Here is a 21329-nt window from a genome sequence, read left to right on the forward strand (position 1 = left end):
TAATACTCGATGGGCAAAAGAAAGTCAAGAAATGATGGAAATTATTCCTTCCATTTGATGCTGCAGCCAATGCTTGGTTTTTGTTTTTCCGGCACTGGCTCGCCATTCAATAATGCGTCTAATGCCGCACGAATCGATTCCCCTGTAACCGGAATGCCATTGTTTGGCCGTGAATCGTCAAGCTGGCCGCGGTATACGCATTTTAAGTCGCGGTCAAAGATATAGAAGTCCGGCGTGCACGCCGCTTGGTACGCTTTTGCCACCTCTTGCGTTTCGTCAAACAAATATGGGAACGGATAGCCTAATTCTTCGGCTACTTTTTTCATATTTTCCGGCGAGTCTTCCGGATATTTTTCCACATCGTTCGAATTGATGGCGATAAACGTGACTCCTTTTGGCTGATAATCGTTAGCAAGACGGACGAGTTCATGCTGCACGTGTTTCACAAACGGACAATGATTGCAAATAAACATAATCACCGTTGCAACATCCGATTTTACCTCTTCCAAACGGACGGTTTTGCCATCAACCACGTTCACCAGTTCAAACGACGGCGCTTTTTGCCCTAATGGAAACATATTGGACTCGACTGCTGGCATACATCCACATCCTTTCCAAATTTTCTATTTATTTTATTATACCAAAGCATGAGACGGCATCACAAACTTGGTGCCTAACCGAAATAAGAATAGCTGCATATGATGTCACATAGGTATTTACAGATGGAAAGGAGTGTCGGGCATGTCTTTCATTTATACGAACAAGAAATTGACTCCGCGCGTCTATGAAGGAACCCCTCCCGCTTCATCACATCCTATTTTCTATTACCGCCGGTCCGCCACCCAGCAAGTATTAGAGGAACAACAGCGGCTTTACAATGAACTTTCCGCTTTACTAGCAGAACTGCAGCGTTCCGTTTCCGCCCAACACGAGCAGCAACAACAGCTATATGAACGATGGAATGAACGAATGGAACAAGACGAAACGGCCAAGCAGACAATTACCGACTCCCTTGTTTTGCAAGAGGAGGCAACAAAAAAACTATCGCAGCAACTCGCCGCGCAAGAACATTTATACCAAGGGCTGCTCGCTCGTTTAGAAGGGCAAGAGAAACTATATCAAACATTAATCGAAAAATTAGAGCTGCAGCACGTGTTTCAGGAAACGGTCATCGAGCGGCTGGAAGCACAGGAAGCGACACAATACAAAATGACGCGCCAGCTCGATAGCTTAAAAGAAGCGTTATACGAACGGTGCTCCTTTATCGTCGACACAATGAAGCAGCTGATGCATTCGTTATTTTCACGACTTGAACGAAAGAAAGCATTAGAACAACCGGAGCAGGAAGAAAAGCTCGTACATTTATAAATAAGCGCGCCCCAACAGCAGCCTAGCGGGGCGTGTTCTTCTTTTTTAGCTGCAATCGCTGAAATAAAAATGAAAAGCAGCATCGATTCGATATAAAAATCCCTACCTACTAACAGGCAAATCAATAGACAATTTTTCCCTAGCAGCGCATAATAAGAAATAATTAACCCCTCTTGGAACATGAAGCACGATAGCGAAAGGATGTTTTACCATGACCCTTAAATTAAGCGTGCTAGACCAATCCCCGATTGCGGAGGGAATGACGGCGGAAGAAGCGCTCGCCAATACTGTCCGGCTCGCGCAATTTGTGGAAGAGCTTGGCTATGAACGTTTTTGGGTGTCGGAACACCATGATACAAACAGCCTCGCCGGTTCATCTCCGGAGGTTCTCCTTGGCCATATTGGCGCGAAAACGTCGCGCATCCGCATCGGTTCCGGCGGAGTCATGCTTCCGCATTATAGCGCTTATAAAGTGGCGGAAAACTTTAAAGTGCTCGAAGGCCTCCATCCCGGCCGGGTCGATCTCGGAGTCGGTCGTGCTCCCGGCGGTATGCCGATTGCGACAATCGCCTTGCAGGAAGGAAAACGAAGAGATATAGACCGCTATCCAGAGCAGATTGACGATTTGCTTGCTTATTTACATAATGATTTGCCGAAAGAACATCCATTGCATGGACTAAAGGCGACACCAAACGTGCGGACAGCACCCGATGTATGGCTGCTCGGCTCGAGCTCATCCACCGCGCTCCTTGCCGCGCAAAAAGGATTGCCGTATGTGTTCGCCCAATTTATTAACGGCGAAGGTGGGGAATATTATACGAAATTGTACCGCGAACGGTTCGTGCCATCGAAATATTTGGATAAACCGCGCAATATGGTCGCTGTGTTCACCATTTGCGCCGAAACGGAAGAAAAAGCGGAATGGGTGGCATCAAGCCTTGATTTATCACTGTTGATGATTGAACAAGGCATGGTGTCCAACGGCACGCCAAGCCCGGAAAAAGCAATGGCTTACCCGTACAGTCCGTTTGAGCGCAAACGGGTTGTCGAAAACCGCAAACGGATGATCGTCGGTTCGCCAAAACAAATAAAAGAACAGCTGTTTCGGCTCAGCGAGGCTTATGAAACAGAAGAAATCATGCTTGTAACGATTACCTATGATTTTGCAGACAAGTTAACATCATTCCGATTAATCGCGGAAGAACTTTGGGGGAGAGGAAAATAGATGAAAGTAATTTCTGTTAATGTAGGAAAGCCGAAAACGGTAATGGTCGATGGAAAACCGCTCATAACAGGAATTTTTAAAGAACCTGTGTTGGAACCGCTCTTCGTGACGAAGCTCAACTTCGATGGAGATGGGCAAGCGGACTTAGTACATCACGGCGGATATGACAAAGCGATTTGTGCTTACCCGTCCGAGCATTTTAGCGAGTGGGAAAAACAGTATCACTGTCCATTTTCTCCTAGCGCGTTTGGAGAAAACCTTACGCTAAAAGGACTGACGGAAGACGAAGCATGCATCGGTGATATCTTTTCCATCGGCACGGCCGTCATCCAACTGTCTCAGCCGAGACAGCCTTGCTTTAAGCTCGCCAAACGGCACGGTTTGCCGGACCTTCCGCTAGTTTTGCAAAAAACAGGACGCACAGGTTTTTATTTTCGCGTGTTACAAGAAGGAATCATTCAACAGGGAGACAAGCTCATACTCATTGAACGCAGCCAAACACCTTTATCCGTTCGCTATGTAAACCGCATTTACTATATAGAAAAAACAAATGTGGAGGCGATGCAAAAAATCATCGCGGAACCGGCTTTATCAGAAAGCTGGCGTAAAGTGTTTATAGCAAGACTTTCCGCCGTCGCTAACTAATCATAAAAACGACTTGTACAGCACGCGTACAAGTCGTTTTTATGATACTTCCTCTTTTCGCAGGTGGCTGTGATACAGCTCATAATAAAACCCTTTTGCCTTTAGCAGTGATTCATGCGTCCCTTGTTCGACAATTTTTCCTTCATTCAACACAAGAATGCGGTCGGCATGTTGCACCGTGTTAAGCCGATGGGCGATGACAAAACATGTCCGCCCCTTCATCAGCCGCTCTAGCGCCTCTTGAATTTGCATTTCCGTGACCGTATCAATATTGCTTGTCGCCTCATCTAAAATTAAAATCGACGGATTTGCCACCATCGCGCGGGCGATTGCCAACAGCTGTCTTTGACCTTGGCTGATGCCGCCGCCATCTTGCTTCAACACTGTATCGTAACCGTTCGGCAGCTTCGTGATAAACGAGTGTGCATTCGCCCATTTCGCCGCCTGCTCCACTTCCTCGTCGCTCGCTTCTAACCTTCCGTAACGAATATTGTCGCGAATCGTCCCTTCAAATAAAAACGTATCTTGTAAAACAAATGCCATATGGGCGCGCAAGCTAGCGCGCTTAATAGAACGGCTATCGTGCCCATCGATGAAAATATGGCCGCGGTCAGGGTCGTAAAAACGGGTTAACAGCTGCAAAACCGTCGTTTTTCCCGCCCCGGTCGGGCCGACAAGCGCCACCGTTTCTCCAGGGGAGACAGAAAAGCTGACATCACGAAGAGCGTCGCGGTTTTGATCATAGGAAAAAACGACATGGTCAAATTCGACCTTCCCTTGCAGGTGGCCAAGAGAAATCGCTCCCGTTTCATCCCGCTCTTCTTTGGCCGTATCAAAAATTTCAAACACCCGCTCCGCGCCGGCCAGTGCGGACAGCAGCGTATTCCATTGGTTGGCCAAATCATTGAGCGGACGGGTAAACTGACGGGCATACTCGACAAAGACGACAATAACTCCGATTGAAATGATTCCTTTAAGCGCCAAAAGCCCGCCAACGCCGGCAATGAGTGCGAAGCTTAAGTTGTTTAAAAAGTTCATCAGCTTCGGAATAAAACCGGAATATGTCTGCGCCCAAAACCCGGCGCGCTTTAGCTGTTCATTTTTTTGCCAAAAGTCGTTGATCATTCTCCGCTCCTGCGAAAACATTTTCACAACTTTTTGTCCGGAGATGACTTCTTCGATAAATCCGTTCATTTCGCCTAAACAACGCTGCTGCTCGCGAAACCGCTTTTGCGTCCGGTTCGTAATCCACTTCATCCCCGCATACATCAGCGGAACGACCAGCAAGGTCACCAGCGTAAGCAACGGGCTAAGCCAAACCATCACCCCAATCGCCCCAACAAGCGTGAGCATGCTCGAGATCACTTGGATCGCCGTGCTGTTAAACGTTTGGCTCATATTATCAATGTCATTGGTGATACGGCTCATTAATTCGCCTTGCTGGCGCTTGTCAAAAAACGAAATCGGCAGTTCGTGAAAATGACGAAACAGCCGTTTGCGGATCGCATAAACCGTTTTTTGCGCAACACCGATCATCCAATAGTTTTGCAGAAACGTCGAGGCGGACAGAGCGACATAAATAAAAAGGAGAAGCGCAAGCACCAGCCAAAAGTCGTCCGTCCGCCTTTCTACTATATACATATCAATCGCTTTCCCGACGACATATGGGCCGAGCAGGCTTAAGCCGGAACTAATGATGACCATTATTACTGTTGCCAAAAGCCAACCTTTTTGCGGCGAAACAAATGACCAAAGCCGCTTTAGTGTGCCAATATTATCCTTCGCTTTCCGTTTTTGGCCCATCGTCAGCGGCGTACTATGCCGTGGTCGTAACATCGTTATGCCCCTTCTTTCCAAACTGCGATTCGACGATTTTTCGGTACAGTTCGCTCGTTTCTAACAGCTCGTCATGGCTTCCTTTTGCGAGCAACCGGCCATCTTCTAGCAAGAAAATCACATCCGCTTCCATTGCCGTGCGGATTTTTTGCGTAACAATCAATGTCGTGCACGTATATTCCTTTAGCGCTTTAAGCAGCTTCGCTTCCGTTTTTAAATCGAGCGCGCTCGTACTATCATCTAGCAATAAAATTTTCGGATGGCCGACAAGTGCCCGGGCAATCGAGAGGCGCTGCTTTTGTCCGCCCGACAAGTTCACTCCTTTTTGCCCGATCACTGTCTCGTACCCGTCAGGAAGGTTCATAATCGTATCATGAATTTGCGCGTGTTTCGCTGCTTTTATCACTTCTTCCATAGAGGCATTGGCATTTCCAAAACGAATGTTTTCCGCAATCGTCCCGGAAAAAAGCAGCACTTCCTGCGGAACAAAACGAATCGCGGTGCGCAGCTGTTCTTGATTCATGCGCCGAATATCGACACCATCGATCAATACCCGTCCGTCGGCCGGATCGTACAAACGGGGAATCAGCTGCAGCAGCGACGTCTTTCCCGAACCGGTCGCTCCTAAAATCGCCACCGTTTCGTGCGGACGAACGACAAATGAAATATCTTTTAACACAAGGGCGCGGCTGTTCGGATAGCGAAAAGACACGCACTCAAACCGAATCTCTCCTTGACGGATAGGCGCTGCAACGGCCTCAAGCTCGTCTTTCATTTCTACTTCCGTTTGAAGGACATCCGCAATCCGGCTTGCTGATGCTTTGGCTCGGGAAAACGCCATCGTAATAAACGTAAACATCGACAACGCCGCCGTAATACGGGTCGCATAATTGACAACGGCAACTACTTGCCCTGCTGTGGCGCTCCCTGTTTGAACATCGACTCGTCCAACAAAAAGAATAACAATAATCGCCATATTCATTACGAATAGCAATACAGGCGTAATGGTTTCCACTAAGCGCAAGACGTCCATCGTCCGCTGCATTAATGACTCGTTCACCGTCATAAATCGTTCTTGCTCGTACGCCCCTCTCATCCACGCTTTAATGAGACGCATTCCCGCCAAATTTTCGCGCATGACGTTATTGACACGATCAAGCGCTTGCTGGACGATGGAAAATGAGGCGGCTAATTTATTCATCATCCATAGCAAAAATGCCACTAATATCGGAACAGCCACAACGAACACGAGCGCTAGCTGTACATGCACAATCAATGACATAACGACGCCAAACATAACAAGAAGCGGAGCGCGCAAGGCGATGCGCAAGCTCATAAATACCATGTTTTGCACTTGTGTCACGTCGTTTGTCATCCGCGTAATCAAGGAAGCGGTCGAAAGCCGTTCGATGCTGGCAAAGGAAAACGACTGAATTTTTTTGAATAGATGCTTTCGCAGCGAAAAGCCATACTCTTGGCCAACGTAGGCGGCAGCAAAAGAGTTGGCAATTCCTGATGTAAACGCTAAAAGCGAAGCGCCAAGCATCACCGTGCCCCACGTCCAAACGACAGACAAGTTTTGTTTCATAACTCCATCGTCAATAATTTTCCCCATCAACAGCGGTTGCCATAATTCGACTAACAGCTCAATGATCATGAGCGTCCAAGCGACAATCATCCATTTGCGATACGGTTTTAAGTACAATAATATTTGCCACATGTTGTCACTCCCCGTACCTATTATCTGAACCTTCACGCGACTGGCTCTAACGTACTAAAGAGTTTTCCTACAGTTGGGTGCAGGCACTTTCCGTTAAGTCTCATGGGCAAGCACCTCACTGGTGTTTAGCGCCCTGTCGGCTCGGTTCAAAACCGTTTTCCACTTCATCCCAAGACTTAAGTCACGGGCTTTCGTGGTGTATACTTTTGTAATTTTTATTTTATTTGCCAAAAAAGCAATTTACAATTTTTTGATCCTTTATGGAAAAAGACAATGGTCGCAAATGAACAAGGGGAGTGTCGTACGAATACGATTTTTTCGTATATTTTTAGTTTTGTATACAATGGTTCTGCCACATTTCTAGCAACATTTCCTGGCTGGAAATTTGCTTAGTCCGCGAAGCCAATAACCGAACAAGATCCTCTTCCTGCTCCACAATCGGAAACAATTTATCGAATTTTGCAATTGCCAATATCTTTTCTACCGTTTTATTGGTGGAGACGACCAATGCGACTTGTTTGTTTTGGTAAACCGCCTTTTTGAAAAAGTGAATCAATAACGCTAATCCCGTACTATCAATAAAAAGAAGTTGACTGACGTCCATTATTAGGATATTCCTGTCGATTTCCGCCAACACCATTTCCATTTTTTGTCTCGCTGCCTGTTGCGTATGGTAAACCAATTTTCCCTTTAACCATATTTTCGCGTACGTTTCTGCCGATACCGTTACTAATTCAAAAGTGGATATCCGACGATCCATTCTGTCCTCTCCTCATTTTCATTACGATCGCGCATTTGCCATCCGCATGCGGCTCGAATGACACTGCGTCCATCGTTTCCTTGATCAGTAAAAGACCGCGCCCGGATTCGGCAAGCAAGACATCTTCCAAACTTTCCCGCCTCAATCGTTCGATTTCTCTTATCGGAATCCCGCCGCCTTCATCGGTCACCGTCACCGTTACCTCTTCCTCTGTAATTCGCCAGGATACGATCAACGCATCGTCATCTACTTTTTTTCCCAGCTGTTTCACTGCCTTTACGGAATTGACAACCGCTTCATGGACCGATAAGACAAACATATCGCGATCATGAAGGGAAAAAAAGTGGGCGATTTGCTTCGCCAGCAAATCGCAAAAATCAATGGCCTCTTCCGTCGCTTTGCATCGCATCGTTATTTCGTACATTGTTTTGCACCTACTGATATAGTTAATTTGGAAGTTATCCTGTTACTGGACCGTAATAGATAGCAAACATATATCATCGACAGGGCTTGTCGGCGATTTCCCCTCTTCCATCAACATATGCAAAAACTGTTTGTCTGATAAATGGCTGTACATTTTCGTATACGTACGAATTTTATTCATACTTCGCAAAATAGAGGAGTCGATTTCATCTAAAATCCCATCGGTATATAAAAATAGTCTTGTCCGCTTCCGGTAAGGAATCACCTCTTTTTCAAACGGGAGTGAAAACGGGCTGCCGATCGCCAATCCGCCCTTATCCAATTCGATGATTTCTCCGTCCTCGGAAACTAACAGTCCGGCGGGATGTCCGGCGTTGGTATACTCGATCTGCTTCCTTTTCGTATCGATCACTAAATAAATCATGGAAAACAAATAGCGGATTTCATTCACATCATCCGGAAACAAGTTTTGCACATGTTTCTCCAGTTCGGTAGCAACATACACAGGATCGATGACACGCACAATCAGCCCCCTTAACAGTGAACGAAGCAGCATGCTGACAAGCGAAGAGGAAATGCCGTGCCCCATTACGTCAATAATAATGACTCCATAACGATCCCGGTCAATTTGGTAACATGCATATATGTCGCCAGATAAGTCGTCCGACGGAATATAAACCGCATCCATCGTTACTACATTGTTTTGAATCGGGGGAGTCAGTAAACTTTGCTGAATTTTTTTCGCAAGCTCCACTTGCCGTTTGTGCTCGAGTTCTTTTTGCTTCCACCTTGTAATATCTTCAAGCATCACGATATATCCGGTAACGTTTCCATCTGAATCGGTCACCGGAATGAGCGCATACTCGACGTCGATCAATGTTCCGTCTTTTCTCTTGATTATGTACTCCCCAGCTTTTTTCTTTTTTAACGGATAGGAAAACATTGCTATATGATGAGGGTACTTATAAAACAGCGAAAACAAACTTCGGCCAATGACTTCCTCCCGCTTCCAGCCAAATAACGATTCGGCGGCATGCCCCCAGTCTCTTACCGTCATATTTTTGCATAGCGGAATGACGGCCAGCGGGGCAGTTTGATATATGGCGCGCAGCATTTGCTCTGATTCCGAAACTGGTGTTTCCGCATCGGCAAGACACCAGACGTAACATTCCTCCGTCGCGCCAGAAAGTGCATACACCGTTAGCATTTTGGTGCATTTTTGGCCATTATCCATGCAATAATCAACTTTTCCTTGCCAATAACCGCTTTCTAACACGGACTCCCAAATCCATTCACACTTTTGGACGATATGCTCATCCGCAAGGAGAATATGAACGGATTGGCCAATTAACTGTTCTTTCGTATAACCGGTCAGTTCCGCTATCTCGTCATTCACCGCTATAATCAATCGGTTGCGGTCGGTAATGATCATTCCGCCACTGACACGATGGTTAAACGTTTTTTCGATCACCTGTACATTTAACTTCACCATTGTTCAACCCTTTTTCATCGTAATCTCTCTTTTATTGCCCCACTTCATGATAAAAGGTCACCTTTTGATCCCAAGGCAACCATTACTTTGAAACGGAGATTTTTCTTTTTTAATGTAAATTCGCTTCTCCTTCTCTTTTTCCTTCTTTTTCTTTGGAAAAAAAGATAGCTATTTTTTCCTATTTTCATGATTGCTGGTTGAAATAGCGATGACGAATGGCGGCAATAAGAAGCAGGCAGAGCGGAACAATGATTTGTAATGGGATGTGCATATAAAGGGTAACGATTTTTAATCCTTCCATAATATGTTCCGGATAGTTGCTCGCAATGGCGATCGATAACAACAAAACCATTAACCCAAGCGGATATACGAGACGCTGATAATTTTGAATACGAAATAAATTCGCTGTTCCGATCACCGCAGCATAAAAAAATACGGATATTTTAAAAAATCCGCCAATAATAAGGGCAATCATAAAAAGTACATCCAGACGTTCCAAAAAATTCGCAACTCGAATTCTCCGTATCGTGTCTAAAAGTGGAAATGTAGAACGGGCGACAACATCCGCGCCAAGTACGGCAACGTTGATCGTCATAATCATTGCCAAATTAAGACCGCTTAGCACCATACCTGTTATCGCGGCTTGTTTCATTTTTTCCGGGTTATTCATATATGGAAATAACATCGTAAAAACAATCATTTCTCCAAATGGAACGTAAAGCGTCTCCGTAAACACGACTTTCAATACCCGTTGCCATCCTTCTTCAAGCACCGGTTGCAGCCGATGGATATCCACCAATCCTGCGGAAATGACTAATATAAACCCAGATACTGCGAGCAGATAAAGCAAAGTAAGAAACAATCCCCCCGTCCGCGCAATGACCTCAATACCTTTATAAACGCCATACATCACCGTTAATATCATAATCGCATTTAAAATAAAGAGCGGTGTTTCTGGATACGCAAACGTTAACAACAGCTCGCCAAAATCACGGAGCACCCGGGAAGCAATATAAAGAAAATAAACAATATATACAAACGCCAAAACTTTACCGATCCAAGGGCCAGTAATGTCTTGTACATACGTAGTCAATGGGGCATTTGGATAGTAACGATAGAGGCGGTAATAAACGAAAAACAATAATAAACCAAATGTTAAACCTAATAATATCGCAAGCCAAACATCTTGTTTGGCACCTACACCAAGCGGAATAACGATAGCACTTCCGTGTTCAAACAGTACGATTAATACAAGTAATTGCCGTGCGTCTATCTTCGCTCGTTCCATCATTTCACCGCCCTCACTGTCCAAATATGTACGATCTAGTCCGTAATCCTGTCCGGCGAATAAACGCATCTACCGTGACATGCACCTCTAGTTGCGGAAAATAGCGATCATCCCAATCTGATTTCATTGTTTTCCATTGCTGCGGATAGGAACGATAGACAACATCTCCAAACCCAAAGATATCCGTTTTTGCTTTTTTTGCTTCTTCTACCGCTTTGACAACTTCCTTCTTTATACTTTTTTCCACTTTTTTTTCTAATGCAAAAATTTGCTTAGGATTTGTAAAATCAACAGAGACAAACTCTTCGCCGATATCTCCCTCTGCATGAATATGAATGGAAATGGACGGTTTTCCTTTTTTCATATGCGCCGCTACGCTCGTTTTGGCACGAACGACTTTATAGGCAGTTTCTTCTTTTTTCTGCTTCCATTCAATCGTAACGCCCGTTTGTTCAATTTTATCAAGAATCCATAACACTCCACGCGCTGTTTCGCCAGAAATCCATCCGACAAGTTTATCATCTTTAAACATAGCTAAACCATTGATATTTAATCGCGCATCAGGTTCAGAAGCTTGCACGTTCGTCTGCCGTTTCCCTTTTTGCACACTTCCTACAATCTCCACACCGCTAATGATTGGTGCTTTTCCTGATGAAGCGAGATCGTTAATTATTTTTCCTACATCAACATTCATCGTTTGCCCCCATACTTTTTCAGAAAATTGTAATGTTTTTATAATTTGATTTGCTGAAATTTTGTCAATGGGCGTTAATATTTTCAGAACATCTTCCGCTGAATGATGACGGGCGATCACGACCATTGCTGTCGTACGAAATTGACTATTTCTTTCGAGTGCATCAAACAACCCGTCGATTCCTTCTTTTGCCACTTCTTCACTAATAACCACTAAGTTTGTATGCGCATAATATATAAGCCGCGATAGTTTTTTAGACGCTTGTCGGCTTGCCTCGACGAGGTTATCTCCTGTTGCTTTGTAGATGGAAACCGGCACCCCGCCACTGCCTCCACCTCGCTGTGTCGAACCAGCAACGTTTCCTGGGTTGACGACTTGAAATGTTATCATATATTTTCCGTCCTTCGTTTTATCAATCCCGACTGCGATGACAAATGCCAAATCGGTCAGCTCTTTTTTGCTCCAACATCCGGAAAGAACGGTTACGCATAACAGAAGAAAAAGGATGACGGCCATTTTTCGTTTCATGATCGCTCCCCCTCGTTTTTCTCCTGGCGATTGGAAGCGGGCGGCTGAGGCCGCTGATCTTTCCCTTGACGAATAATATTTTTCTGGTTGATTAAACGCGGACGCTCTTTAAACGCCCATGTCGGCAAGCGGAAAAGCGTATCGCCCAGGTTGGACGGGATAAACGGAGCAAGCGGTGACATATATGGAACACCAAAGGAACGAAGGCTGCATAAATGAATCGTCATTACCAAAATACCCATAATAATTCCATAAAACCCAAACATTGCTGCAAGAAACATAAGTGCAAAACGAATGAGGCGCGCAGAAATTGCAATCGCAAACGAAGGGGTTGCAAAGCTGGCGATTGCCGTAATGGAAACGACAATAACCATTGCTGATGAAACAAACCCTGCCTCTACGGCCGCCTGTCCGATAACAAGTGCCCCGACAATCGAAACAGCCTGGCCGACGGCACGCGGCAAGCGCACCCCTGCTTCCCGCAAAATTTCAAATATTACTTCCATTACCAACGCCTCGACAAACGCTGGAAATGGAACCGACTCCCGTTGGGCGGCAATCGCAATGACAAGTGGAGTTGGGATCATTTCTTGATGAAACGTCGTTGCTGCAATATAAATCGCCGGTGCAACAAGTGAGAGAAAGAAAACAAGAACACGCAAAAATCGAAGTGCTGTTGCAATATCAAAGCGAGCGTAATAATCTTCAACCGCTTGGAAAAATTGGATAAATAAAGCTGGTGCAATTAGCACAAATGGAGTTCCTTCGACGAATATGGCTACTCTTCCTTCGAGAAGGTTTGCTGCTACCACATCCGGTCTCTCTGTATGATACGTGGTAGGGAAAGTAGTAAATGTTTGATCTTCGATTAATTGTTCGATATATCCCGATTCAAGAACACTGTCAATATGTATGTTGCGAAGCCGTTTTTTAACTTCTTCAACGACTTCGTCGTTGGCAATTCCTTTCATATACATAATGGCAACGTCCGTTTTTGTCACTTCGCCAATTCTCATTGTTTCGAGCCAAAGATTCGGATTTTTAATGCGACGGCGAATAAGAGTCGTGTTCACACGCAGCGATTCCGTAAACCCATCTCGTGGGCCGCGAATAGCTATCTGTGTTTGCGGTTCTTCAATCGCTCGATATTCTCCCCCCTTCGTACTTGCGCTTAAAGCAAACGGCACTCCATCAAGAAGAATAATCGTTTCTCCTGACATAAGTGCTAAAAATAAATCAAACCACTCAAAGATGCGCTCGATTTTGCCAACAGCAGCTAGTTTTTTTTCCATAAAGCAAAACGTATCTTTCGGGGATAAAGAAAGCGGAAACGTTGCTGTCATAAGCGGCTCCAACAAAAATTGATATACATTTTTTTCATCGGCAAGACCATCAATAAAAATAAGCGCGGCGCGAATCGACCGTTCTTGCCCAATCGCAAAACGACGGATGACAATATCGGAACTGTTCCCAGTCGTATGGCGAATGATATCAATATTAACATCCAGCAGCGAATGAATCGGCTCATGTGGAACATCTTGCGCTTGACCGCTTTGATCACGCTCTTGTTGTGTTGTCGTTTTCTTTTTTTCCTGTTGTTTTTTTCGCAATGCCCACTGAAACAGCATCGTTTTCCCCTCGCTCCAACTCTTTACTTGCCATTATAGACAACGAAAAGTTTGAATATACGATCAAAGAATGGTTTCCTTGTAGGAAACAAAAACTAAAGAAAAACCCGACAGTAGGTGGAATTGGATGAAGCTATTAGGTATTTCATTGTTTATTGGCAGCGTTTTAATCGGTGTCGCCATTGAAATGGATGTATTAATGGGCTTTACATTACGTCAATCAATGAACAACGTCTTGAACCCTTTTCGTGTCATGGAAACACCGGAAATGTTTATTTTATTTTTCATTTTATTGTTATGGGTGCTCGATGTGTTAGCGACGCTATTACTTCAAAAGCAGAAAAAAACGTAAAAAGAGGGTGTCCCAAAACAATAGCTTTTGAGACACCCTCTTTGATCATTCCGCACTCCCCCGGGCTTTTTCGAGCAGATGGTGGTCTTTGAGCCATTTTTCGACATGAGTATACGTTTTTTTCCACATGAGATGAATGGTATCGCCGTCGCTTTGCAAAAGCTCGATGTCCCCCTGCCATACTTTGCCGCTATCCACCATTGCACTTGCCGGCTCTTCCATTAAATCGGCTTTTAACGCTTCGATAAACGAATCAATCTGCTGCGGCTCGATGATCGTCAACGTTTTCTCGCCCGTTTCTGGGGTGCGGAAGGCGACTTGGCGAATCGGCGAATATCCTTGATCGCGGAGCAATAAATAATAATTTTTCTTATACTCTTTCGATTCTAAAATCGGTTTATAATAGGAAAGATACGGTTCAAAAGGCACACTGTACTTCCGAATCATCCGCTTGCCGTCCTTAAACACATAACCGATGACCACTTGTCGCTGCGACTCAACTTGTCGATACGGCTCAAACGGAAACGGTCTTGGCTGATCTTTGACTAGCTGTTGGTGAAATGCGTAGACAGCGCGAATATTTTCTTTTTCCTTTAAAAACTGGTTTTCTTGCTCAAACGGCACATACGAACGTTGGCCATTCTCGACAAAATCATAGACGGAACTGCCGAAATAAACTTGGCGGATATCCTCTAGCGCCGGCAGCCGTTTTTCATATCCGGTTATATCAAGATGAACCAACATGCCAATGACCACCATCGCCGCGGCAAAATAAGCGTACCCTTTCCACTTATGGAAAACGCGCCACGTTTTTTCGATAATCATTTCGGCAACGAAAAAGCCGATGAATGAGAAGGTGATATATCCGAATACAATCCAGGAAAACTGATTTTGCGTAGCGCCGAAATAAAAACCACCGACGAGCATCGTACAAAACGCGACGCCGTACTTAAAGATCGGACGGAGCACCGGAAACGCCAGCGCCTGCGTCGCCGCCTCGCTATGCCGTTTTTGGTACAGCCAAATCGCGAAAATAAGGAACAACATAATCAAAAGCAGATAAACAAGCGATTCGCCCGCTGTCAACGGTTCTGCTTCGAGATTTACATAGCGGTAAAACGGTACGATTTCCTCTAAATTTTTGGACAAATAATAATCGGCAGGGAAACCAACCAATAAAAACGAGGTATTGGTTAACAACAAAATCGTGATGCCTGCCGGGAATAAAAACAAAATGTAAGTAAATACGACTTGCAGCGTCGACATGCCTGTCATCATGCCAACAAAAACAGAAGCGGCAAAAACAAACAGTTCCATGATAGCCGTTTCCCACGTCCAGCGGATGATGTCACCGATGGTTAGCGGCACTGAAAGACTTAATCCATAGCGACAAACGGCGGAAAACAATGAAATAAGCATGAGTGGAACAACAATGAGTACCGCTCCAAACACGGCTTGCTGGCAAAACAGCTCCGTCCGCTGCACAGGCAAACTATGCATAAAATCAGATGATTGTTTCCCTTGCATGTAACGAAATAACAGTGCGGCTAATAACACCGGCAGCGTAAAAACGATCATCGTTTGAAACGGTGCGGAAATGCTGTATAAGCTTCCCCATTCCGGATAAATGCCGCCGTCTTTCTGCTGGGAGTAAGCCATCAACAATTGCAGCGGAATGGCAGCGAACCACAGCAAGAAATGCACGATACCAATCCAGCCGACATTACGAAGATTTTGCACAAAAATCCCGCGGTTAAACGATAATATTTTCGATGGCATAGCCGACATCCCCCATTTCGTAAATAAAAATTTCTTCGAGCGTAAGCGGCAGAATATCGAAAATGAGCGGTTGAAACGGCTTGATATAGGAAATAATTTCCTGTTTTTCACCGCGCACAATGAGGAGAAGGACGCTGCCGCGCTGCTCTTCGTAAACGATATCAAGCGGCTCGGCAAATTGCTTTGGAATTCCGTTGCGAAAAGCGACTTGAATTTTATGGATATCAGTTTTCATCGCATCGAGCTCTTTTTCAAACAGCATTTCTCCCTCATGTAAAATGCCGATACAGTCGCAAAGATCTTCCATCTCCCGCAAGTTATGCGAAGAAATCACCACCGTCATTTCGCGCTCGGCGACCTCTTGGACGATAATGTTTTTCACTTTTTGTCTCACGACCGCATCGAGCCCATCAAGCGGCTCATCCATAACGAGCACGTCCGGCATCGTCGAAAAGGCAAGCCAAAACGCGGCTTGACGCTGCATTCCTTTCGAAAACTGGTGAATTTTTTTGCGCGGATCGAGTAAAAATATTTCTTGTAATCTTGTAAACCGCTCCCGATTAAAAGATGGATAGACACTTTCGTAAAACGAGGCCATTTGCTCGATCGTTGTTTGCGGGAAAAAATATACATGATCCGGCAAAAACATGATTCGCTGCTTCATTTCTGGATTTTCCCATACTTCTTCCCCATCAATGAGCACTGTGCCATGATCGGGACGGATAATGCCAGCCATCATCTTTAGCAATGTCGTTTTTCCCGCGCCATTGGATCCGAGCAGGCCGTAAATTCTTCCTTTTTCAATCGTCATGTTCACTCCGCGAATCGCTTGAAAGCGGTCAAACGTTTTCGTTACGTTCGTCAAGTGAATCATCTATTTCTCCCCCTCTCTCCCCTTGTTCCGCTTGTTCGATCCATTGCAGTACTTCCTCTTTGGTCACTCCTAAAAAAAACGCCTCGGCAGCCAGACGGACAATATCGTGACGAATGGCTTCGATTTTTTCTTGGCTTGCTGGTTTCGCCTGCGGAGAAACAAAGTTTCCCTTTCCGGGAATCGAATAAATAAACCCTTGGTGCTCTAATTCCCGATACGCTTTTTGAATCGTGTTGGGATTAATCGTTAATTGTTTCGCCATCATCCGTACGGATGGCAGCTGCTCATGCGGTTTCCATATTTCGCGGATGATCATTTCTTTCATTTTTTCAACGAGCTGTTCATAAATCGGCTGGCGGCTGCGGACATCTAACTCAAACAAATCCCCCTTCTCCTTTCATTATCTGTATGAACTGTACTATTAATAATAGTACACTTATAACAGACAAATAGCAAGTACTTTTCATAAATGTAAAAAAACGTAACGTAAGGAATGACATTCCTTACGTCACGAATACGTTTGCACAAACAAGCCGTCCCCTTCTAACCATTCAGCAATTAAAACTTCTTGATATGATGTCACCCCATAGGCACGGAGCTCTCGTTGCAGCCACTCTTCATCTTTACCAAGCTCGCGAAGCTCATCGGTAAGCAACTTTCCATCGCGAATGAGCGTAATCGGAACGTAAACCGACTGCGGAGGCAGCTGAAAATCTTCCCGCGTCGTTTTTTGATATTTTGATTTTTTCAAGACGCTGATCGAACCGTTCGCTTCTAAATAACAAAAAGCAACTTCCCGCAATGAAAATGTTTCGCTTTGCCGAAGCAAACTTTGCAGCTGATTGAGCGTCATCCGGCTTTTCTTCAACGCTTCATAGTCAATGATCCCATTGCGAATTAACACTGTCGGTTTTCCTTCACTAAAGCGGCGAAACAGGAGCCATTTTTGATTCATGTATTCGACAAGCAATAATAGCGCTCCCCATAACGATATCGAATAGATGATATACCAAAGATGGACATGATCATCATATAGAGCGTTTCCTAACAGCTCTCCTAACACGAGCGCCGAAATAAACGTAAATGGGCTTATTTGATGGATCAGTTTTTTGCCGGCTACTTTCACAACGAGAAATAAAAGCACAAACCCTGTCACAAGCTCTACTGTTAAATGCACCCATTTCATCTATTGCCACCATCCTGATCACGACTCGTTAGTTTCATTATGAACAACAATATGCTGAATTATGTCACATTAAAGTTTTACCGCCGGAAGCCAAAACATATCGGGTGAACGAACCATGTTTATTCCCCTATAAAAAAGCTATTTTTCCACCCCATTCTTTCCGTATAATAATAGTGTTAAATTTTCGTAGATAGGAGATATTATATGGGGGCATATATAAATCAGCATGTATTAAACAATTTGTTTTATATTTTAGTGAGCGTATTTGTTTTTTATTTTATTTATGACCACGGGGAGATATTTAAAAAACAAACATCATACAGAAATACTCTCCTTGCCATTTGCATGGGGTTTCCGATCATTTTATGCATGAAATTTCCTATTTACATTGATGAGCGTTGTATCCATGATTTACGACAAATTCCTTTTCTTGTAGGCACACTGTATGGTGGTGGAATCGTTGGCTTTATTTTGCTTTTGATTTTGCTCGCTGCTCGCTCTCTGATTTACGGGTTTGAGTATCTTACCGCGATTGTGTACATAACCATGTTTATTGTTACGGCCCTCGTTTCGCCAACCTTTAAGCCATTAAAACGTAAAAACAAACTTTCTATGTCGGTCTGGTTGACCTTTTTTCTGGCGGTTCTCACCACGTTTCTCGCCATCATCATCGCTAAATTTCCAGTAACGGACTCTTATATCGTTTACTTCATTTTACTTCCTCCCATTGGGATGCTATTTGTCGTGTATATTATGGAGACATTAAAAGAAGCGATTATGATGCGCTCCAAACTAGTAAAAGTCGAGAAAATGGAAGTGGTTAGTCAACTCGCGGCCAGTATTTCACACGAAGTTCGCAATCCATTAACCGTTGTCAAAGGATTTATTCAATTATTAAAAACCCCTTCTCTTCCACAAGATACAAAAGATCGCTACATTCAAATTGCTTTAGACGAAATTAATCGAGCAGAAACGATCATTAACGATTATTTAACCTTTGCCAAACCAGCATCGAACAAGGTGGAACGCCTCATGGTAGATGCCCAGTTGCGAAAGGTAGTTCAGATATTAGCGCCAATGGCCCATATGAACTCGATTGAAATTGTTGAAGAGCTGCAACCTAGTGCGATGGTTGGAAACATTCAGTACTTTCAACAATGTTTTTTGAATTTGATAAAAAACAGCATCGAAGCCATGTCAAATGGCGGGACATTGACGATTTCATCCCGCTTGCATGGAAATCATGTCATCATTACGATTAAAGACACAGGTATGGGAATGACCACGGAACAAGTGAGCCGTTTTGGTGAGCCATACTTTAGTACAAAAGAAAAAGGAACCGGTCTTGGAACAATGATAGCGGTAAAGATGATTGAAACGATGCAGGGAACGTTGCATATTCAAAGCGAGGTAAATAAAGGAACCACATTAACAATAACGTTTCCTAAGGCTGCGAACTGATCTATCCGAAAAAGAGGGATGTGGAACCAGTCCACATCCCTTTCTTATGACATAGATGTCGAGTTTGAGGGTTGTTTCTCTTTTTTCTGAGATAACAAGAGAACAGTCACCATAATGCAAACAGCACCAACGGCTTGAAACAGACCGAACGGGACATGCAAAAAAGCAATCGAGGCTACTACGGCTGATAGCGGCTCTACGCTAGATAGCAAGCTTGATTCCGTCGGCGATAAGTAGCGGATGCTTTCGATAAATAATAAAAACGCAAATAAAGTGCCGAATACAACGACAAACACGATAAGCAGCCATGTCTCCACATCCCAGCGCACCTCCGGCAGAGGAAAAGGTGGAAAAACGAAACACATGCCTCCCCCGCCGATGACCATTCCCCAGCCGACAACGATGATGGAGTGCCACTTTTTCAGCATCTGTGCCGAAGATAACGTATAAAATGCTAAGGCAACACCAGAAAGAACTCCCCAAACGACAGATATAAATGGCACTTTTAATTCCCCGGTTGAACCGTTTGTAATTAATAGGAAAGTCCCTAAAAGAGCCAATACAATTGCAAGCGCCACTTCTTTCGTCGGACGATGCTTTTGAGCCACCATGACGTATAACACGATATAGACAGGAGCTAAATATTGCAATAATGTCGCCGTAGCGGCATTGCCTGTGGCGATCGATGCAAAGTATGTATATTGTACTCCAAGCATGCCGAAAAGCCCAAACAATAGTAAGCTTACGATGCTTTTGATGTTGGCCCAGATCGACAATACCGCCATCCGTTTGCATGCCGCAAACAATAGCAACGCACTTCCCGCCATTATCATTCGCACCACGACAAGCCATTCTGCGGTTATTTGCTTTTCCTGAAATAACACTTGCGCCGCTGTTCCTGATAATCCCCAAAGCGTTGCACCGGTGATAACCATCATTAGTCCTTTTATTCGATTAGAGACTTGTGCGAGCATGATTCTCTCCTTCTTTTGACTGATGTTGATGGATAGGAGGCATAACGGCAATAAACACCCCTATGATAATCAGCAACCCACCTAAATAAAACGAAACGGTTATCTGTTCATGTAAAAACAAAAAGCCAAACACAGCGCCGACAAGCGGTTGAAAAAAGAAAAATAACGAGCCAATCCCAGCATCCATCATTTCCATTCCTTTATTCCAAAGAAAAAACGCCCCCGCGGTTGAAACAACGCCGAGGTAAAGGATCCCCAATATGACCGGCGTGCTCGGAAGGAAGATTTCTTGTATTTGCAACTCCCAAATCATGACGGGGGTTGTAAATATCAATGCAAAAAAGATCGCATAAGTCGTAATGGTTAAGATGGAAAAACGGCTCGATGCCACTTTCACATAGACCGATAAAAGCGCCCATGTCAGCGCCGCCCCAACTAACATCATATTTCCCCAAAATGATTGTCCCCCGCTATTGTCCAAACCGATGACGATGACAACCCCGATGGTAGCCAGCAAAAGTGCAAAAGCTTTCCTCAAGGTGACTGACTCGTTTAGGACAAATCTTGCGAACAAGACAATAAACGCCGGAGTTGCCGACGTGATTAAAGCCCCTGTATGCGCATCGGATAATTTGGTGCCGATAAATTGCAATGATATCGAAACAAAATAACCGATAAAACCGATCCACCCTAGCAAAAGCCAATCTTGTTTTCGAATGGATATGCTCGTTTTTGTTTTATATTGATGGGCTTTTAATATCCCAAATAAAACAATGAACGCGATGACATAACGAAGCCACACTAACGTAAACGGCGGAACGAAATCGAGGACATATTTGCTGACGACGTACATTCCGCCCCAAATGCTGGCTGCTAGCGATAAATAGAACGCGCCGAAAAATGTATTTTTCATAGAAACAAACCTCCGTCTCATAGGGATTAAAAAACCATCTTCCCTAAGACGAGGCGCGATTATTAGCTGCTCCCCCCGTCTTAAAAGCGAACAGCAGGTTGATCGTTTTCAAACAAATCGAAATACATTCTCATCGCTCCCACCCTTTTCTCTATATCATTCCATTTTGTTTCATTGTATCAA

20 protein-coding genes are annotated in these 21329 nt (G+C 44.4%); 5 read left to right on the forward strand and 15 right to left on the reverse strand.

What is annotated here, in order from left to right:
* Window positions 1-41: 41 nt before the first annotated feature.
* Window positions 42-599: a thioredoxin family protein gene (locus tag AC1WMD_RS06815; protein ID WP_043904894.1), complete on the reverse strand. Its 558-nt coding sequence runs from the start codon at window positions 597-599 to the stop codon at window positions 42-44.
* 142 nt (window positions 600-741) lie between these two features.
* Between AC1WMD_RS06815 and AC1WMD_RS06820 the strand changes: the two genes are divergently transcribed.
* From AC1WMD_RS06820 to AC1WMD_RS06830, 3 genes are all read left to right on the forward strand, one after another.
* Window positions 742-1368 (forward strand): hypothetical protein, encoded by a 627-nt coding sequence (locus AC1WMD_RS06820; protein ID WP_494256439.1) that lies wholly within the window; start codon window positions 742-744, stop codon window positions 1366-1368.
* A 211-nt stretch (window positions 1369-1579) separates the two neighbouring features.
* Window positions 1580-2593 carry an LLM class flavin-dependent oxidoreductase gene (locus AC1WMD_RS06825; protein WP_494256440.1) on the forward strand — a complete coding sequence of 338 codons (1014 nt, stop codon included), beginning with the start codon at window positions 1580-1582 and terminating at the stop codon, window positions 2591-2593.
* The gene (locus tag AC1WMD_RS06830; protein ID WP_494256442.1) at window positions 2594-3238 is read left to right on the forward strand and encodes an MOSC domain-containing protein; all 645 of its coding nucleotides are present in this window, start codon (window positions 2594-2596) and stop codon (window positions 3236-3238) included.
* Between the two features lie 39 nt (window positions 3239-3277).
* Here the strand turns inward: AC1WMD_RS06830 and AC1WMD_RS06835 are convergent, their stop codons facing one another.
* From AC1WMD_RS06835 to AC1WMD_RS06870, 8 genes are all read right to left on the reverse strand, one after another.
* A complete protein-coding gene (locus tag AC1WMD_RS06835) occupies window positions 3278-5074 on the reverse strand; it encodes an ABC transporter ATP-binding protein (RefSeq protein WP_494256443.1) in 1797 nt (598 codons plus the stop codon).
* Window positions 5055-6794 carry an ABC transporter ATP-binding protein gene (locus AC1WMD_RS06840; RefSeq protein ID WP_494256445.1) on the reverse strand — a complete coding sequence of 580 codons (1740 nt, stop codon included), beginning with the start codon at window positions 6792-6794 and terminating at the stop codon, window positions 5055-5057. Before AC1WMD_RS06840 ends, AC1WMD_RS06835 begins: the two co-directional genes overlap by 20 nt.
* A 328-nt stretch (window positions 6795-7122) precedes the next feature.
* Window positions 7123-7554, reverse strand: a complete 432-nt coding sequence (locus AC1WMD_RS06845) for an STAS domain-containing protein (RefSeq protein ID WP_494256447.1) — start codon at window positions 7552-7554, stop codon at window positions 7123-7125.
* Complete coding sequence (locus AC1WMD_RS06850; RefSeq protein WP_043904900.1) at window positions 7529-7978, reverse strand: ATP-binding protein; 450 nt, start codon at window positions 7976-7978, stop codon at window positions 7529-7531. The genes AC1WMD_RS06845 and AC1WMD_RS06850 overlap by 26 nt, the downstream gene beginning before the upstream one ends.
* A 42-nt stretch (window positions 7979-8020) precedes the next feature.
* Window positions 8021-9469, reverse strand: coding sequence for a SpoIIE family protein phosphatase (locus tag AC1WMD_RS06855; RefSeq protein WP_043904901.1), 1449 nt, complete (start codon window positions 9467-9469; stop codon window positions 8021-8023).
* A gap of 184 nt (window positions 9470-9653) precedes the next feature.
* Complete coding sequence (locus tag AC1WMD_RS06860) at window positions 9654-10757, reverse strand: GerAB/ArcD/ProY family transporter (RefSeq protein WP_494256687.1); 1104 nt, start codon at window positions 10755-10757, stop codon at window positions 9654-9656.
* 13 nt (window positions 10758-10770) lie between these two features.
* Entirely contained in the window at window positions 10771-11979 is a 1209-nt protein-coding gene (locus AC1WMD_RS06865) for a Ger(x)C family spore germination protein (protein ID WP_043904902.1), read from the reverse strand.
* Complete coding sequence (locus tag AC1WMD_RS06870) at window positions 11976-13607, reverse strand: spore germination protein (protein ID WP_043904903.1); 1632 nt, start codon at window positions 13605-13607, stop codon at window positions 11976-11978. Before AC1WMD_RS06870 ends, AC1WMD_RS06865 begins: the two co-directional genes overlap by 4 nt.
* A 127-nt stretch (window positions 13608-13734) precedes the next feature.
* Here AC1WMD_RS06870 and AC1WMD_RS06875 point away from each other — a divergent pair, with 127 nt between their 5' ends.
* A complete protein-coding gene (locus tag AC1WMD_RS06875) occupies window positions 13735-13959 on the forward strand; it encodes a YczF family membrane protein (protein WP_043904904.1) in 225 nt (74 codons plus the stop codon).
* A gap of 45 nt (window positions 13960-14004) precedes the next feature.
* On the opposite strand, the gene AC1WMD_RS06880 is transcribed toward AC1WMD_RS06875, so the two are convergent.
* The 4 genes from AC1WMD_RS06880 to AC1WMD_RS06895 form a co-directional block, all read right to left on the reverse strand.
* On the reverse strand, window positions 14005-15738 hold the full coding sequence (locus tag AC1WMD_RS06880; RefSeq protein ID WP_494256451.1) for an ABC transporter permease: 1734 nt from the start codon (window positions 15736-15738) through the stop codon (window positions 14005-14007).
* On the reverse strand, window positions 15713-16612 hold the full coding sequence (locus AC1WMD_RS06885) for an ABC transporter ATP-binding protein (protein ID WP_494256453.1): 900 nt from the start codon (window positions 16610-16612) through the stop codon (window positions 15713-15715). Before AC1WMD_RS06885 ends, AC1WMD_RS06880 begins: the two co-directional genes overlap by 26 nt.
* Window positions 16578-16994, reverse strand: a complete 417-nt coding sequence (locus AC1WMD_RS06890) for a GntR family transcriptional regulator (RefSeq protein ID WP_494256454.1) — start codon at window positions 16992-16994, stop codon at window positions 16578-16580. Before AC1WMD_RS06890 ends, AC1WMD_RS06885 begins: the two co-directional genes overlap by 35 nt.
* A gap of 126 nt (window positions 16995-17120) precedes the next feature.
* On the reverse strand, window positions 17121-17798 hold the full coding sequence (locus AC1WMD_RS06895) for a YetF domain-containing protein (RefSeq protein ID WP_494256456.1): 678 nt from the start codon (window positions 17796-17798) through the stop codon (window positions 17121-17123).
* A 204-nt stretch (window positions 17799-18002) separates the two neighbouring features.
* Here AC1WMD_RS06895 and AC1WMD_RS06900 point away from each other — a divergent pair, with 204 nt between their 5' ends.
* Entirely contained in the window at window positions 18003-19259 is a 1257-nt protein-coding gene (locus tag AC1WMD_RS06900; RefSeq protein ID WP_043904909.1) for a sensor histidine kinase, read from the forward strand.
* Window positions 19260-19303: 44 nt separating this feature from the next.
* On the opposite strand, the gene AC1WMD_RS06905 is transcribed toward AC1WMD_RS06900, so the two are convergent.
* Window positions 19304-20233, reverse strand: a complete 930-nt coding sequence (locus AC1WMD_RS06905) for a DMT family transporter (protein WP_043904910.1) — start codon at window positions 20231-20233, stop codon at window positions 19304-19306.
* Complete coding sequence (locus AC1WMD_RS06910) at window positions 20214-21146, reverse strand: DMT family transporter (protein ID WP_043904911.1); 933 nt, start codon at window positions 21144-21146, stop codon at window positions 20214-20216. Before AC1WMD_RS06910 ends, AC1WMD_RS06905 begins: the two co-directional genes overlap by 20 nt.
* Between the last annotated feature and the right edge of the window lie 183 nt (window positions 21147-21329).

This window comes from Parageobacillus sp. NEAU-HV-2 (assembly GCF_059115485.1).